This window comes from Rufibacter sp. JT20002, from assembly GCF_056491185.1.
Window position 1 is genome coordinate 2,041,614 of sequence record NZ_JBSZJY010000001.1, and the last position, 15,293, is coordinate 2,056,906.

Consider the following 15,293-nt stretch of genomic DNA (forward strand, 5'->3'; position numbering starts at 1 on the left):
TCAAAACAGCCGCAAACTTGTAGGTGAAGTTTGTTTGAAGCTTGTTTTCAGCAAAACAGGCCTGAAGCAGAGTTAATCTTCTGCGCCTCCGGCTCTGCGATTGGCTTTCTTCTGTCCCTGCTTTTGTTTGGCCATCAGGCGTTTTTGCACGGCGGCTTTAGACGGACGGGTTTTCTTGCGCGGCTTAGGCCGATGCAGGGCCTGCTCCAGAACTTCATACAGCTTCTGTACTACCAGTTCTTTGTTGGCCAATTGGCTGCGGTCTTCCTGGCTTGCCAGGTGCAGAAACCCTTCCTTGTTCAGGCGCGGGGCTAATTTCTCTAAAAGCAGCTCTTTCTGCTCAGGAGTGAGTAAGGCCGAGTTCTCAATGGAAAACCATACCTCTACCCTGCTGGCTACTTTGTTTACATTCTGTCCGCCGGGGCCGCTGCTGCGCGAGGTCTGGAACGTTAGTTCTGAAGTTAAATCTGGGAGCATAGAAAGAGTACGTAAGCGCACCGAGGACTGATTTCGCCGGTGCCCCGCCTAAGTACGGAAAACCAGAATTTGCGTAGAGGCCCCATCCCGATTTTAAGGCAGATTTCTTAAAACCGCTCCTAAACGGTAAAGCCAGGATGTCAAAAATAAAGCCTCAAGATTTAACCTCCTTCCGGTAAAACTCTCGCCTTAGGTAAGGAAAAGAACCAGCTTAACCAATGCTTTTCAAACTGTACCGTCCGCGTGAACAACTAGTGTTCATTTCTGGACAAATATAGTTCAGGGGTGGACAGTTGAGAATTGTTTATGTCTTAATAAAGCCTTGATAATCAATAGATTAATAGTTTGGCACGTCTTTGGAAATAAAAGTAATCAGAGCGGGCAACCAAAAGAGCAGCAGTCGCATCTTTTAGTTGTAGCAGGACAGGAAGAACGAGATTCCGGTTTCAGGCTCAGGGAGATGCAACTCCCACCAAACAAAGTAGTCTATTCAATAACCTTAAAAATTTAAAGCCATGAAAGTTATTATCTTATTATTCGCCATGTGTATTGGTTCTGGTTTGGCCTTGAAAGATGCCTTAAGCGGCCTGAACTACAAGCAAGAAGTAATCTACATCAACCAGTCCGGAAAGCAGATGCCAGCCCCTACCGCTGAAGCTGCTACCCCAGAAGCTGCTACCGTGGCCTACTCGCCTGCCGGAAAAGTTACCTTCAGCGCCTAAGCGTTACCCCCTGCTGTTTTAAAGGTGTTTTCCTCAGGGTACCCCAGAAACAGCACGCCTTTGGACGCTAGAACTTGAAGATGGAAGAACCTTCTTTTTTCTTCTTTTTCTTTTTGTCTGAAGGGCTGAAGATGCCTTTGATGATTTGACCCGGAGTGGGTGGCTTTTCCTTGATCAGAACGTACCGGATAGAGAAGGCACCCCCAAAATCAAACCATTCCTCGTGCCGAAGGTGAATGGCAGGTTTTAAATCGGCAGACAGCAGGAACGGAAGTCCGTTGACTTTGTACTCCAGGCCCAGAATGGCATCTACGCCATAGATGGCTCCATAGTCTTTTAAGCGGCCTCCGTGCACCCCGCCCCCCAAATAATAGTTGAAGCGCTGACCCAGCATAGGGAAGTGCTGTTCGCCTAGTATGGTGGCGGTAACCTCCCGGGGAGAGGCGGTGACCATACCCTCTAGGGTGGTTTTTTCAAGAATCTTTTGTTGAACGGTAATCCCAAACTCATCGCTGCCAATTCTTACGCCGGCGGCGGTTTTGTAACGTTGGGCTAAGGCCGGTAAGCAACTCAGAAAACACAGGCAAAAACCTGCTACAAAAACTTTCTTCATGCGGTAAAGTACGGAAGAGAAATCCAAACAGCTATCCAAAAAACGAAGGAGAGCGCTTTCCTGCAGAACGGCCTTATGAATGGTTTTCTTTCATAGCGCCAGCGTCAATTATTTCCCCTGATCTACTCATACCTGCTAATCTTCTTGTAACCAATGACATTCAAGAAAATGAACTACTCGCAACTTTATCTACGAAATTTTTCGTGTTTCTATTTTCTTTTTACGAAAAGCTTCGTATACTTGTCTACGAAACAAGTCGTAGGATAGAGCAGAGCAGAAACATATGGAGAATACAGCCCCTTTGAAACCCACTGAGACCGAACTGGAGATCTTACAGATTCTGTGGCAGCATGGCCCCAGCACCGTCCGGTTTGTAAATGAAGAGCAGAATAAAATCAAGGAAACCGGGTACACCACCACCTTGAAACTGCTGCAGATCATGTACGAGAAAAACCTGGTGTCGCGCGATGAGGAAAGCCGCTCACACGTGTACCAGGCCGCCGTGACCGAGGAAGAAACCCAGCAGCACCTTTTGGGTCGTTTCCTCGATACCACTTTCCGGGGATCGGCGATGAAATTGGTGATGCAGGCCCTGGGCAATCACCGCACCACGCCAGATGAATTAAACCAAATCCGCCACCTTTTGAAAAAACTGGAAGATGACTCCTCAAACGCTGATTCATGATGTACTTCCGCAGGCGGTGACCCACGCCTTGGGGTACACGCTCCTGCACTCGCTCTGGCAAGGAGCTTTGATGGCCCTGTTAGTGGGCGTCTTGCTACGGTTAATGCACCGGCACTCGGCCGCTACCCGCTACTGGGTGGCCTGGGGTGGCCTCATGGGGCTCCTGCTGGTATCAGTAGTCACGTATGTGAACGTGTACAACCAGAATACCGGGGCAAGTAAAGAGGTCGCGCAAGTGGCTCTTAGCCCCAATGCCCCTGTAGAGGCAATTGTACTGGTGCAAGCCGTTGACACCCCTTCTTTTCTTGACACGGCTCTAACGCAAGGGCAGGCTTATTTCAACCAGCATCTACCGGCCGTGGTCATGCTTTGGTTTCTGGGCATGTTGCTGATGGGGTTACGTGTGCTGGGTGGCTGGGTATACGTGCAGCGCCTTCGGTCTTACCGTACCCGCCTGGTGTCTCAGGAATGGCAGCAGAAAGCTCAGGAATTGTCCCGTCAGTTGGGTATGAAGCAGTTGGTGCGCGTGGCCGAGTCTGCCCTGGTGCAGGTGCCTATGGTCATCGGGCATTTTAAACCTCTGATCTTGCTTCCGGTGGGGGCGTTAACCGGCTTGTCCACCGCGCAGGTAGAAGCTATCCTGGCGCATGAACTGGCCCACGTGCACCGCCGCGATTACCTTCTTAATTTACTGCAGAGCCTGGTAGAGACCTTGTTCTTTTTCCACCCGGCCGTTTGGTGGATCTCTGACTGCGCCCGCACCGAGCGGGAGCACGCCTGTGATGACTTGGCGCTTGATCTCTGCGGAGACTCCCTCACTTATGCTTATGCCTTAACTAACTTAGAAGAATTGCTCATGAAAACGAACATCACCTCTCCCCGTCTGGCCATGGCTTTCTCGGGCCGCCGCCGGTCGCTGTTGGGCCGCATCACCCGCCTGGTGCAGAAGTCAACGCTGCGTCCTTCTTTCTCTGAGGGTTTCCTGGCCAGCTGCGCCGTCATTGCCGGAGTAATGGTTTTCTCGGCCACGGCCTGGGCTAACTACACGGCACCCGCCCAGCCAGTACAGGTAGAAACGCAAAATGAAACCCCTGCGCCTCAAGCGTCAACGGCATCTGCCATCGTTTTGGAAGAACAGCAGGAAGAAGGTCTCACGCTGCAGCAGTTAGATGACGACCTCATCATTGTGCAGAATAAGAAAGGGAAAGTAGTAGAAGTGTACGTGAACGGGCAACGGGTGCCTAAAAGCGAGCTTGGCAAATACCAGTCCCGTATTGAGCAGCAATTAGTCTCAGCCAAGAAAGGCAAGACGCTCCGGAGCGAGGAGGAAGTAGAAAGAGCCATGGAGCAGGCCGAGGCATCCCTGGAAAGAATTGAGGAAGAAGAATTCTTCAGAGCGCCCCGGGGAATGGCGCCTATGCCGCCCATGCCCCGCTCGGTACCTGCGCCCAGAATAAATGGGGTAGCCCCGGTACCTCCTGTGCCGCCAGTGCCACCAGTGCCCCCGCTTTCAAACGACAAAGAGGGCAGCAAGCGCTTTAAGCAGGAGATGAAGGAGTACGAAGCCCGCATGAAAGACTATGAGGCCAGAATGGAGGAGTTTGCGGCCCGCCAAATGGAGTTTGAAACCAGGGTAAGGGAAAGACACGAACTCAGAGGAGCTGACCATGCCCGCAGATTAGAGGAGCATAACCGCCGGTCCACTGAGCATACAGAACGCATGAAGGACCACGAGAAACGCATGGCCGAACACGCCGTGCGTATGAAGGACCACGAGGAGCGCATGAAAAAACATGATGCCATGATGAAAGAACTTCAGGCAGCGTTGGTGGCGGATGGCCTGATCAAATCCAAAGACGATGACTATGAGTTTAACCTGGACAAGAACGGCCTTACCGTAAATGACCAGAAGCAATCTGATGCCTTGTTCCAGAAGTACAAGAAGATCATTCAATCTACCACCGGCGAAGACGTGGACCTGATGCTGAAGAAAGACGGCGCTAATTTCAGGATCAGATCTAACGGAAGCACTGAAAAGACGAAGTAGCCGTCTGTTTGTAATCTGAAGATCATCTAAAATCCCCTTTCTGCCTGTTTCAAGGCTGTTTTACTAAAAAGCAGCAGAAACAGACAGAAAGGGGATTTCTGTTTAGAAAGGCAGGCGTGACCTGATTGATCCGAAGCTTATTGACTTAGAATTAGGCGTTGATGCTTTTACGGGCGATGAGAATGAGGTGCGTGGAGGAGGTGCCATCTGCTTTGGGGTAAGGCTTGCGGATCACGTGCACCACTTCAAAAGCACCTTCTCCCAGATAAAGGCGCAAGTAGTCTTCCTGATGATAGTACACAAACATTCTGTCTTGGCCGTTGCTGCTGGTTTCAAACCCCGAGTTCTGGTATTCGCCTTCAATGGTGCTGAGGTAAAGAACCCCATCAGTGGTCAGGAGAGAAGAGCAGTTCCGGATTAGTTTGGCACAGTCTTCCTTTGAGAGATAGGGCAGGCAAAAGCCGCATAGGATACCGTCAAATTTGTCCGGGATCTGGGCAATATCACGGGCATCCATGGTTTTGAATGTAGCCGTGGGGTTATTCTGCTGCGCCAGCGCCACCATGTTGGGTGCCGCGTCAATCGCCTGTATGTTAAAGTCTGGCCGGGTAGCCAGGAGGTAGCGGGTAATGTTGCCGGGGCCACAGCCAATCTCCAGAAGGCGTGCATTGGGTTTTACCACCAACTGGCAGAAAGCGGCGTAGGTGTCGTTGTACAGATCCAGGCCCATGAACTTGTCTTGGTACGCGGTTGCCAGCTTGTTCCAGGTAGAAATGGTTTGGTGGTAGTTCTCCATGGGGCTTGGGCTTTTGGGCGTAAGTCTACTCCTTTTTTCTAGGCCCTTTCATTTTCTCGAAACTGTCATAGACGGCCAGGTGCAGCGCGTCTCCGTGGTTCTGCGCTTTGAAGTACCGGTAGAACACCCGGTTGTTACCAGGGCCAGATGCTTTCAAAGTCTGGTGTAATTTCTTGGCCGCCTTTTTCATCTCTTTCCCTTCTCTGCCCCCGGCAATGTAGACAAATTTTTGAGTGTCGTATTCTCTGGGCTTGACCTTTAACAATGATTCATTGTCCCACCACAAACTGGGGCTGATGATAATGTAATTGTCAAACAGATCTGGGTTCTTGAAGAGGATTTCGGTGGCCAGTAACCCGCCCAGCGATTGGCCTATGAGTGTTCTGGAGGCATTGGTTTTATACGATTCTTGAATAAATGGCTGTAATTCGGTTTCTATGAATTGAATGAACTTTGCCGAGTGTCCGCTGGTGGGCAGGTCCTTTCTGTCTTTCTCAATAGTGGTAGGATACGTGAAGTCTCGTCTCCGGTCAACGTTGGCAATGCCTACTACAATGGTCTCGGGGATCATCTCAATCCAGGGGAAAGAGCAGAACTGGACAAGCCCCGCTATATGGATGAAGTCTTCGTCTACAGAGCCGTCCAGCAGGTAAATAACGGGGTAGGTTTTCGCGGAGTCTTTGGAGTAGCCAGCCGGTAAATAGATATTCAGAACCCTGTCTTCTCCCAAGATTTTGGAAGATACCTGAACCGTTTCGCCAATGGTGAACGGCTTCTTGCCTTCTGGTGCTTGCCTTTCCTGCGAAAACCCTGGTGCCGCGTTGAAAAATACAAATAGAAAGAGCACTGCGTAAAGTAATTTCATTTTCTTGGGTTTAGGTGCCAAACGCCATTGTGGTACGCCAGAGAAGCTTGATTTGTAACGCTCATCTCCTGTGCAGTGATGAATCTAAAAAGCTGAATCAAGTGCTGGCTTCTTTCTTCTTGACCGGAATCCATAATTCTTCTTCTGAAGCAGGGTCCTCGTTTCTGTAATGCTCACCCATAAAGGCGAAATGTGGTCTGTTGTCCAGGGTATAGCCAGAATGGGGTATCCAGGATCCATAAATGTATTGGTAAGTGTGCGCTGCCTCACTTGCCTTTCCTTTGTAAAAGAAAACAGCATAAAGCCCCTCCGGAAGCTCAAGGGTTTCCATGCCCTCCGGAACTGCTCTAGAGCCAGTTACCTGCACGGCCGCCCATTTCACAAATTGAGTACTAGGATTGAAGTGCCTGAAAAAGAAGGTGTCTGGATACACCTCAACGGAGTAGAAGTCTGTGCCCACCCTGTTTTCAATCTCCCGCCGCCTAGGCATAAAGTTCTGCCACAGCGTTTTGGTGGTGTTTTCAGCAAAAGACATGGTAACTCGCTGGCCAACCAATCTTGTTTTGGGGAGGGTTCTGATTTCTGCTTTTAGATCCATGTGGAACGAACTGGTGTTACGGTGCAAGTAGCTTACGTTTCTATTCCTAAGCTACACTTTAAATTTGTGGAGATGGAATTTGAGTGGTGTGATTAGGATACTCTTTTTTAGTGGATGTTCTGACTTGGCGCCTAATAACCTCGTGTAAGCGGGATGTTCGTTAGCCGGGATTATTGGGCGTTATTTTTCCCAAGGTTTATTATAATCACTGTATTCGCTCCACTTCTTTTTCAGAGTCTCCAGAAGTGTTGCACCCGAGATTGTAATCGTATTCTCGTGCGACAGGTAAATTACCCAATCCGCCTCAGAGTTTGTGTAGAACATTTCAACTCCACCATAATCTTCCATTTCAGAAATTGAAATAATTCTGTCTTCATAAATTTCGCTTATCTCATGAATGGGTTCAGATTCTAACTCTTTTAAAGTTTGTTTGAGTTTTTCAAAGCCAAATGCTAGCTCAAACGCATCGTATTCAAAGTAGTCTACTGTGTCAGTGGCCTTTTCCCCGTTCAGAGGTGTCCATAATCCTTCTGCACCCCACTTTTCAACAAGTTTCTTTCTTACAAGCTCATTTTTCATTGATAATCTAACTTTGCCAGAGGGCTGCGGGGAAGGTACGTTTCAGTAAGCTTTAGCTAGGGTTAGGTCTTTAATATATAAAATGCAGCGCAAGGTTTAATATGAAGATCAAAATGGCTCCGTTTGCAGATAATCCAATAAAATGGGCAATCATTCTTGGTTCAGAAGATGTTTTCTTAATCCCAAATCTCATTATATCCGATAATAACCAAATGATGCCTATAAGAATGAAAACACATCCTAAAAGAAACGAAGCAGGAGGTGTATGACTATGAGAAAATCCTGATTTAAAACCCACAATTAACGTAGTGATAAAAGCAACTGAATAATATATCCAATGTAACATAGGTTCAATCTATCTTTTTAGCCGTTGCAAGTTCCCTCATAGGATGAGCGTAATCTAGTTGTAATAAAAAGTTAGATTTTACCCCATTGGTTATAATGGCTTTATGCATGAGACGTGCAAGGCCGGCATCCGTAGCATGGCTTTAGCACGAGTATTTTATTTATTTCAATTTATTCATTTCAATAAGCTTCCATTCTTCATTTGGTTCTTTTGTCAGGTAAACTTCTATATCCAAGTCTTTCTCATTTCCTATTACATTGATTTGCAATTGGGCTTCTCCATATCCGTTTGTGATATTAATACTTCCAGATGGAAACATTCCGTATCGCTTAATTGCTCCAATTTCCTTTACTATATCTTGATTTTGCTCTATCCCTTTTGTGGCTGTTTTATAAGCATCAGAACTTTTCATTGCTGCCCCAGCGAACAGAAACATAAATATGAAAAATATGAACCCAACGCCAATTAAAGCGACAACCCTTGGTAGTTTCTTCGCTTTTTCAGGGTCTGTTAGAACAACCGTGTTCGCTGCCTTGTCTCCGAGTCTCCTCTTATCTTTACTGGCGGCAAGCACAATAATTTCTATTGGCCATAATATTATAAATAGATTCCTGGCAAGTAGCCTTCCAAAAGAAGGAATTAGGTTTTTATTAGTTGAATCCCGAACCGTTATTCCCAGCACCCACTTTCCAATACTTTTCCCACTGACTGAATCTTTCGCAAAGTATAGAAGGAGCCCTGGTAAAATAACGGCAAGTAGTGTCGCCGTCATTCTACTCATGCTGTCATCTTCCATGAAGTTTGGCCCAAGAGCTAGAAAAGTAACAGAAACCAATAAAAAGGTCATTAAGAAATGGTCAATCATGAAAGCCGCAATCCGGCTTTTCCTGCTCGATAGGTTTAATCTTTGTTCTAAAACTACAGTCATGATAAATTTTTGATATTTGTGCTAACGTACTGGGCTAAACGACGGGCGAGGCCGTCGGACGAGGCTGCCGTTTAGGTGTTGTTAGGAGAAGTATTATTTACTGGTTACTACTAAGTCATTTGATGTTGCATTACCATTAAAGACTGAATGCTTAGAATTTGATTCAAGTTTAAAATTCCCATAACCATAATTGAGGGAAGCTTTCATCCTATATTTTCCCTTTTTCAAATGAGGTCGTATCCCTTTCTTATCTAGGTTCATAATAGTTGAAAATGAATCTAAAGGAGGGATTAAAACTGAATTTGAATTATTTAGAAGTATATGGTCTAAGTCGGCAATCCAATCACATGGGAGATAGCTATGTTCTTTATTAGTGCCAACCTGGATGAATTCTATACTCATGACTGTTACACAACATGACTCTTCTGTTGGAGTGTAAAATATAAGCGTATCAGTTGCGCTTATATTTGTTGAAGTTATTTTGATTTTGTTTGAATCTCTGGTCTCAGATAAAACCTCCAATCCTAATTTTATTTGTCCTTGACAATTAAGACTTAAAAAGAATATCAAAGCCGTTGAATATAAAATCTTTTGAATCTTCATGTTTTATATATTTCTCCTAACTATCAGATAACAGGAATAAACATACGGTTTATTGCCGAAACCATCAGGTCCCTGAAGCCGAGACGACAAGATTCTATTTGGTCTTAGTTGCGAAAATTGCCAGCATATCTCCTTTTCACGCCTCTTTTCCATAAAGGGGCTTTAAAACAGGACACCGGCTGGAACAAAGGAAATGCGTACCTTCGCTTTTGTATTGAGCCGCGAGTGTATGAGTGAGAACATCTTTCCCGAGTTGCAGCATATATTGGGGCTGCCGTTGACCAAAGCTACCCGGTTGGGGCATGTGCAGTTCTTTCATTTCGGGAAGGCGCACATCAGGAATGCGAACGGGCTGATCCTGGACGTTGGTGCCTGGACCTTGGAGGTAGCCTGCCATTGGCAACTGGAAGAGGAAGGGGAAGTGAGCATCCGGTTTGAGGAGGTGGAAATTCCCAGAGATACCAAGGCGCTGGCAGATCCGGCCTTTGATCCGCAGGTGCCCGGCAGCAACCTCAGGGATCGCAAGCTGCAGGAATTGATCAGGGGCCAGAAGGAGGCCTTACGGGTGTGGCAGGTCACCGCCTCGCCAGAAGGAGAGCTCACCATTGCGCTGGAAGGAAACCGGCTCCTGCGCATCCGGCCCAGCCAGGGCGTACTGGAAACCTCGGCCCAGTTCTGGCGCCTTTTCAGCAATACGGAAGCCGGCGGCGCGGTAGGCTTTGGGGCCGATGGGGTAGAGCGGACGTAAACAGGGCGCTGCTGTTTAAGGGCAGTTTTCCTAAAACCAAGGCCAAAACGGCATAATTAGTTAATGTCTGCCAGCACATGGTCCTGTTTTGAGGATCTGCAGAAAGCCTTTTACAGGCAACGGTGGCGGGTCTTCTTTGTTACTTGCCGCCATTTGCAGTATATTGCTTGTCTAATATATAGCGTGTAGTACAAAGCTTTATGGGCAAGCATCTGCGTAAATATCCGGTCTGTACCAATTGTGATTTTGAGTTTGCCCAGGCGCAGCCAGACAACTTCTGTCCGCGCTGCGGTCAGGAGAACCATGACCTGAACGTGCCCTTCAAACACGTGGCGCTGGAACTGCTGGAAGGCACTATCCATTATGACAGCAAGTTTTGGACTACGCTCAAGTATCTGCTTTTCTATCCGGGCAAGCTCACCAATGAGTTCCACCGGGGCCGCCGCATGGGGTATGTGCCGCCCATCAGGCTGTATGTGTTCATTTCCTTTATCTTCTTTTTCTTGCTCTCCCTGCGGATAGGCCATGTGGAAGGCGGAGAGCAAATCATAGGGAAGCAATTAAGAAAAGCCCCGATGCAGGTAGACAGCCTCATCACCCAGGCTACCCCCCAAACTCCTGATTCTATCCGGAACATTGTCCGGGAAAGGTTGGAGGAGAAAAACCTTAACATGGACAGTCTTCTGGTGGCGGATAGCAAAGCGGAGCAATATAATTTCGCCACGCTGGACAGCATTCCGCCGCATGCCTCCACCGCCCAGTTAGACTCTGCTCTTACTGCCTTTAAGGTTAAGCAACACAACTGGTTTACGCGTGGGGTTCTGCAGAAAAGCGCCGATTTTCAACGGTTAACCAGAAATGAACTCATTGCCAAGGGGCTTAAATACATCTCCCTGATGATGTTTGTGCTTATGCCGGTTTTTGCGCTGCTGCTCAAGCTGGTCTTTTTCAGGGCTAGGCGTTTCTACATGGAGCATCTCATCTTCAGCATCCACCTGCACTGCTTTTACTTTGTGCTGTACATCCTGTACATGCTTTCTCTGTACCTGTTCACCTCCATAGACCTGTTTGGCTGGGCCAACCTGCTGGGTTTTCTTTACCTTTTCTTTGGGTTGCGGCGGGTTTTCAAACGCGGCTACCTGCGTACTTTCTTCAACATGGCTACGCTCCTGTTCTTTTACCTCATTGCCGGGGTAACTACGCTTTTGCTAGGGCTGGTGGTGAGCCTGGCGGTTTAGTCTCTTTTTTGGGACTGCAGGCAACCATTGGCAGATTTCGTCATCTATGTAAGAAACAACCAACCCATAAAATACGCTAGACCCATGAAAAAGACATTCTCTTCTCTTTTATTGCTCCTCGCCTTGCTTACCTGGGTGTCACAAGTACAGGCCCAGTCAGTAGAAGGTAACGGCAAAATCACTACCCAGAACCGTTCTGTAGGTTCTTTCAACAAACTAAAGGTAAGCGGCGGTTTTGAAGTGGTGCTTACCCAAGGCACGGCGGAAGGACTGAAACTGGAAGCCGAGGAGAACATTCTGCCTTTGATTGAATCTACGGTAGAAAACGGCACGCTTACCATTAAGACAAAATCCAACAGCATCCGGAATGCCAAACGTCTGAAAGCCTATGTCACAGTACGTGACCTGAAAGCCCTGGAGCTGGCCGGTGGTATTAAACTCACCTCTACCAACACCATTAACGGTTCGGCCCTAAACCTTGAGTTTGCCGGCGGTATTAACGTGGTAATGGCCGTGCAGGTGAAAGAACTCACCGGCGATTTTGCCGGGGGCACCAAAGTAACCTTAAGCGGCCGCGCCGATAAAGTACGCATGGATCTGGCCGGAGCCACCACCCTGAAAGCCCTTGACCTGAAGACGGATTACCTGACCCTGGATGCCGCCGGTGCCAGCAATGCGGAGGTAAACGTTTCCAAAGAGCTAAGTGTGGAAGCTGCCGGTATTGTAAATGTCAACTACAAAGGCTCCCCAAATGTGAAGCACAGCGGCATGGGTAAGGTTAGGCCTATCTAGTTTTTCTCATTCGTATTCCTCTCAAAAGAAATGCCCCGGCAGATGGTTCTGCCGGGGCATTTCTTTTGAGAGGAACTGTAAGGCTTTCCCAATTCTTCTAAATACACTGTCAAAGCAGAAGGTGTGACGATAAACACAGGAAAAGGTTATTGCATTTTTTAACCTTTTTCATAAAAAGATTACGAAACTAAAAGATGTAGTTACATGGGTTTATGCTGTTGTAAATAGCATCAGGAAAGTATCTTATATGAAATTTTGAAAAGGAAGTGGTGCGGTGTCTTGCTAAAGTTTTATTGATAATAGCAAGGGTGATAAAAGAGGAAAAACGGGAGTTTGAAAGCCATTAAAACTGCTTTTATATTTTTCAAATATAGAAAAACCTACTTGACATAATGTTCCGTAGGTACACTCCATAAGCCCCATTACACACTACCAAACTAACAAATGTAAAACCTTTACCCACCTTCCTTTATGAGAAGAATTCTATCCATTGCGGCTTTCTGCTTTTTGGCAGTAAGCCAAGTCTTCGCACAAGCCTTTGTAGACCCAAAACTGAAGGCAACCCTCGTTAACAGATTACTGCCCGTGCAGGTGGTGGTAACTTTCAAAGGCGATGCAGCCCCTACCTTGCTGGATGTCGCTTCCCTCACCAAAGTAGGCATTCTGCAAGGATTGACCCTGCGTGCCTTGCCTATTGCTGGTATTGTGGGTACTCCATCTCAGGTAGAAGCCCTGGCCAAGGACCCCAGAGTAGCCTCTCTTTACCTGAATGAATCCCTCAAGTATGAGAACGATGGTGCCCGCGCCATCACCGGGGTTGACAAACTCCGCACCGAGATGTCCTTTACTACCCAGAACGGAGGTCTTCCGGTATCTGGGAAAGGAGTGGGCGTGCTGGTAAACGACAGCGGCGTAGACGGAACGCACCCAGACCTGCAGTTCGGCAAGAACCTGAAGCAGAACGCTACCTCGGTGACCAACCTGAACTCGGTTTCCGGTATTCTGCCTTACACGCCGGTTGAGAATATCCCTAACACCGATGCCACCGGTGGCCACGGAACGCACGTAGCCGGGATTGTGGGTGGAATCGGTCAGGCCTCCGGAGGCAAGTACACCGGGGTAGCCCCTGGCGCCGACCTGGTAGGCTATGGTTCCGGTGCTGCCCTGTTATTGCTGGATGTGCTGTCTGGCTTTGACTATGCCATCATCAACCAGGCCCGCTACAACATCCGGGTGATCACCAACTCCTTCGGGAACACTAGTGACACCGGTTCAGACGTGAACCCAGCCGATCCTATCACGCTGGCCACCAAACGTTGCGTTGACCGGAACATCGTGGTGGTATTCTCGGCGGGTAACTCCGGTCCTAGCTCCAGCACCATTACCGGTAACTATAAGAAAGCACCCTGGGTCATTGCCGTAGCTGCTGGTGACAAAGCAGGCCGTTTGGCTGACTTTTCCTCCAGAGGGGTTAAAAACAAAGGCGGTTCCTTCACCCTTGACGGACAAACCTTCACTTGGCAAGATCGCCCAACAGTGACTTCTCCTGGCGTGGATATCATCTCAACCCGCGTGATTGCTCCGGTTTCTTCCCTGTCAATTGACAAAGACGCTACTACCTTAGAGCCTGCCCACTTGCCTTACTACACGCACATGAGCGGTACTTCTATGGCGGCTCCGCACGTGGCAGGTATCGTGGCACTGTTGCTGGATGCCAACCCTGCCTTAACCGTAGCGCAGGTAAAAGAGATTCTGCAGCAGACGGCTTCTAACATCCCGGGCACTGAGTCATGGGAAGTGGGCGCCGGTTATGTGAACGCATATGCTGCCGTTGACAGAGCCTTTAGAGCTTCCGCTATTTATGGTTCCACGGTAAACATGACCAGAACCTTCAACAGCAACGTGAACGCAAACAGCGAATCCGAGAATTTCTCCATCAACTTTAACCCGGCCACTACTGCAACTAACGTTTACAAATTCAATGTGGCTTCAGGCACTACCAGCATTGAAGCCAAAATCAAAGCCACTGGCTTAGCCGGTGAAACCGGTAACCCTGTTAGATTAACCCTCATCTCGCCAAGCGGCGTGAGAACCAGCGCTGGCATCCCAGTAACTTTCTCCCTGAGCTATGACCGAGGCGTAGCCGTGGCTTCCCCGGAGGCAGGCACCTGGACAGCCGAGGTCTCTGGTTTGAACGGCGTTGCTTTCCCCGAGACCATTAACGGGGTTGTAAACAAAATGACAGCCGCTGGCACTACCGGATTGGCCGACATCGCTGGTCACCCAGCCGAGGCTTCCATCAAAATGGCCGTAGGTGCGCGCTTGGTGGATGGTCTGCCCGGGGGAGGCTACAAGCCAGACGAACTCCTGAAACGCATTGACTTGGCAGATTACCTCATGATGGGCGAAGGCATTCGTCAGTTCCTGCCCATAGATGGTTCTTTCACCTTAACCGATGTAAAAGACAGAAAGCTGCTAGCCGAGTCAATTGTAGCCAAGGGCGGTGCCTTGCGTGATTTAAGCCATACCTTCAACGGCATCATGTTACCGGTGTCACCAAGTAAATTTGTGCCAGCCGGGAAAGTGAACCGCGCTGAGTTGTCTTACTCTTTGGTACAGGCCTTGGGCTTGCAGGAATTTGCCTTAGCCCGCAACGGTAAAACTCCTACGGTTACCATTGAAGGCGTTAGTTACCCAATTGAAGATGCTGCTTCTATCCCAGCCGGTCTGGAAGGGTACGTAAGTGTGGCCCTGGAGTTGAACCTGATCAACGCGTACTACTCGGTTACCCAAGGTCCTTATGATCTGAAGCCAACTCTGCACGCCAGCTTCAAGCCGCTGCAAGACGTAACCCGTGGTGACTTTGCCGTGATCATCACCCGGACCCATGCTCAGTGGAATGCCGCTACCCAGCCTATTGCTGCCACCAGCACTTCTACTGCGGTAGCTGCCTCGGCTAATGATCGCGTGTATTCTTACCCTAACCCATTCTCTGGCAGAACCACCATCAGCTATGCCGTAGCGCAGGAGGGACCGGTACAGATCAATGTGTATGACGTGATGGGCAACAAAGTGCAGTCGCTGGTTGCTGAACGCAAAGCTGCGGGCAATCACACCGTGAACTTTGACGGAACCAACCTGCCTGCCGGAACCTACATTTACAAAGTAGAGGCTGGTAACAAGGTCTTCACCAACCGTTTGGTGCTTACCAAGTAATCTGTAAACAGCTTAAAGAATAAGAAAAGGCGCCACCCCG

The 15,293-nt window shown here is 48.5% G+C and carries 15 protein-coding genes; 7 read left to right on the plus strand and 8 right to left on the minus strand.

Annotated elements, in window-relative coordinates; genetic code table 11:
• Nucleotides 1-72: 72 nt before the first annotated feature.
• Complete coding sequence (gene arfB / locus ACW9SV_RS08145; protein ID WP_479556240.1) at nucleotides 73-477, minus strand: alternative ribosome rescue aminoacyl-tRNA hydrolase ArfB; 405 nt, start codon at nucleotides 475-477, stop codon at nucleotides 73-75.
• A gap of 515 nt (nucleotides 478-992) precedes the next feature.
• Here arfB and ACW9SV_RS08150 point away from each other — a divergent pair.
• On the plus strand, nucleotides 993-1,199 hold the full coding sequence (locus ACW9SV_RS08150; RefSeq protein WP_479556241.1) for a hypothetical protein: 207 nt from the start codon (nucleotides 993-995) through the stop codon (nucleotides 1,197-1,199).
• A 67-nt stretch (nucleotides 1,200-1,266) separates the two neighbouring features.
• On the opposite strand, the gene ACW9SV_RS08155 is transcribed toward ACW9SV_RS08150, so the two are convergent.
• The gene (locus tag ACW9SV_RS08155) at nucleotides 1,267-1,812 is read right to left on the minus strand and encodes a hypothetical protein (RefSeq protein ID WP_479556242.1); all 546 of its coding nucleotides are present in this window, start codon (nucleotides 1,810-1,812) and stop codon (nucleotides 1,267-1,269) included.
• Nucleotides 1,813-2,095: 283 nt separating this feature from the next.
• Here ACW9SV_RS08155 and ACW9SV_RS08160 point away from each other — a divergent pair, with 283 nt between their 5' ends.
• Nucleotides 2,096-2,497: a BlaI/MecI/CopY family transcriptional regulator gene (locus ACW9SV_RS08160; protein WP_479556243.1), complete on the plus strand. Its 402-nt coding sequence runs from the start codon at nucleotides 2,096-2,098 to the stop codon at nucleotides 2,495-2,497.
• The gene (locus tag ACW9SV_RS08165) at nucleotides 2,472-4,544 is read left to right on the plus strand and encodes a M56 family metallopeptidase (protein ID WP_479556244.1); all 2,073 of its coding nucleotides are present in this window, start codon (nucleotides 2,472-2,474) and stop codon (nucleotides 4,542-4,544) included. Before ACW9SV_RS08160 ends, ACW9SV_RS08165 begins: the two co-directional genes overlap by 26 nt.
• Before the next feature lie 151 nt (nucleotides 4,545-4,695).
• On the opposite strand, the gene ACW9SV_RS08170 is transcribed toward ACW9SV_RS08165, so the two are convergent.
• The 6 genes from ACW9SV_RS08170 to ACW9SV_RS08195 all read right to left on the minus strand — a co-directional run bounded on the left by ACW9SV_RS08170 (nucleotide 4,696) and on the right by ACW9SV_RS08195 (nucleotide 9,259).
• Complete coding sequence (locus ACW9SV_RS08170) at nucleotides 4,696-5,340, minus strand: class I SAM-dependent methyltransferase (protein WP_479556245.1); 645 nt, start codon at nucleotides 5,338-5,340, stop codon at nucleotides 4,696-4,698.
• Between the two features lie 25 nt (nucleotides 5,341-5,365).
• On the minus strand, nucleotides 5,366-6,205 hold the full coding sequence (locus ACW9SV_RS08175; RefSeq protein WP_479556246.1) for an alpha/beta hydrolase: 840 nt from the start codon (nucleotides 6,203-6,205) through the stop codon (nucleotides 5,366-5,368).
• A gap of 97 nt (nucleotides 6,206-6,302) precedes the next feature.
• The gene (locus ACW9SV_RS08180) at nucleotides 6,303-6,803 is read right to left on the minus strand and encodes a GyrI-like domain-containing protein (protein WP_479556247.1); all 501 of its coding nucleotides are present in this window, start codon (nucleotides 6,801-6,803) and stop codon (nucleotides 6,303-6,305) included.
• A gap of 180 nt (nucleotides 6,804-6,983) precedes the next feature.
• Entirely contained in the window at nucleotides 6,984-7,382 is a 399-nt protein-coding gene (locus tag ACW9SV_RS08185; protein WP_479556248.1) for a hypothetical protein, read from the minus strand.
• A 506-nt stretch (nucleotides 7,383-7,888) separates the two neighbouring features.
• The gene (locus tag ACW9SV_RS08190) at nucleotides 7,889-8,656 is read right to left on the minus strand and encodes an RDD family protein (protein WP_479556249.1); all 768 of its coding nucleotides are present in this window, start codon (nucleotides 8,654-8,656) and stop codon (nucleotides 7,889-7,891) included.
• 93 nt (nucleotides 8,657-8,749) lie between these two features.
• Nucleotides 8,750-9,259, minus strand: coding sequence for a hypothetical protein (locus ACW9SV_RS08195; protein WP_479556250.1), 510 nt, complete (start codon nucleotides 9,257-9,259; stop codon nucleotides 8,750-8,752).
• A 193-nt stretch (nucleotides 9,260-9,452) separates the two neighbouring features.
• On the opposite strand from ACW9SV_RS08195, the gene ACW9SV_RS08200 reads away from it, so the two are divergent.
• The 4 genes from ACW9SV_RS08200 to ACW9SV_RS08215 all read left to right on the plus strand — a co-directional run bounded on the left by ACW9SV_RS08200 (nucleotide 9,453) and on the right by ACW9SV_RS08215 (nucleotide 15,253).
• On the plus strand, nucleotides 9,453-10,007 hold the full coding sequence (locus ACW9SV_RS08200) for a hypothetical protein (protein WP_479556251.1): 555 nt from the start codon (nucleotides 9,453-9,455) through the stop codon (nucleotides 10,005-10,007).
• Nucleotides 10,008-10,207: 200 nt separating this feature from the next.
• Nucleotides 10,208-11,245 (plus strand): DUF3667 domain-containing protein, encoded by a 1,038-nt coding sequence (locus ACW9SV_RS08205; RefSeq protein ID WP_479556252.1) that lies wholly within the window; start codon nucleotides 10,208-10,210, stop codon nucleotides 11,243-11,245.
• Between the two features lie 84 nt (nucleotides 11,246-11,329).
• Nucleotides 11,330-12,037, plus strand: a complete 708-nt coding sequence (locus tag ACW9SV_RS08210; RefSeq protein WP_479556253.1) for a head GIN domain-containing protein — start codon at nucleotides 11,330-11,332, stop codon at nucleotides 12,035-12,037.
• A 471-nt stretch (nucleotides 12,038-12,508) separates the two neighbouring features.
• Entirely contained in the window at nucleotides 12,509-15,253 is a 2,745-nt protein-coding gene (locus ACW9SV_RS08215) for a S8/S53 family peptidase (RefSeq protein ID WP_479556254.1), read from the plus strand.
• The last annotated feature ends 40 nt before the right edge of the window (nucleotides 15,254-15,293 follow it).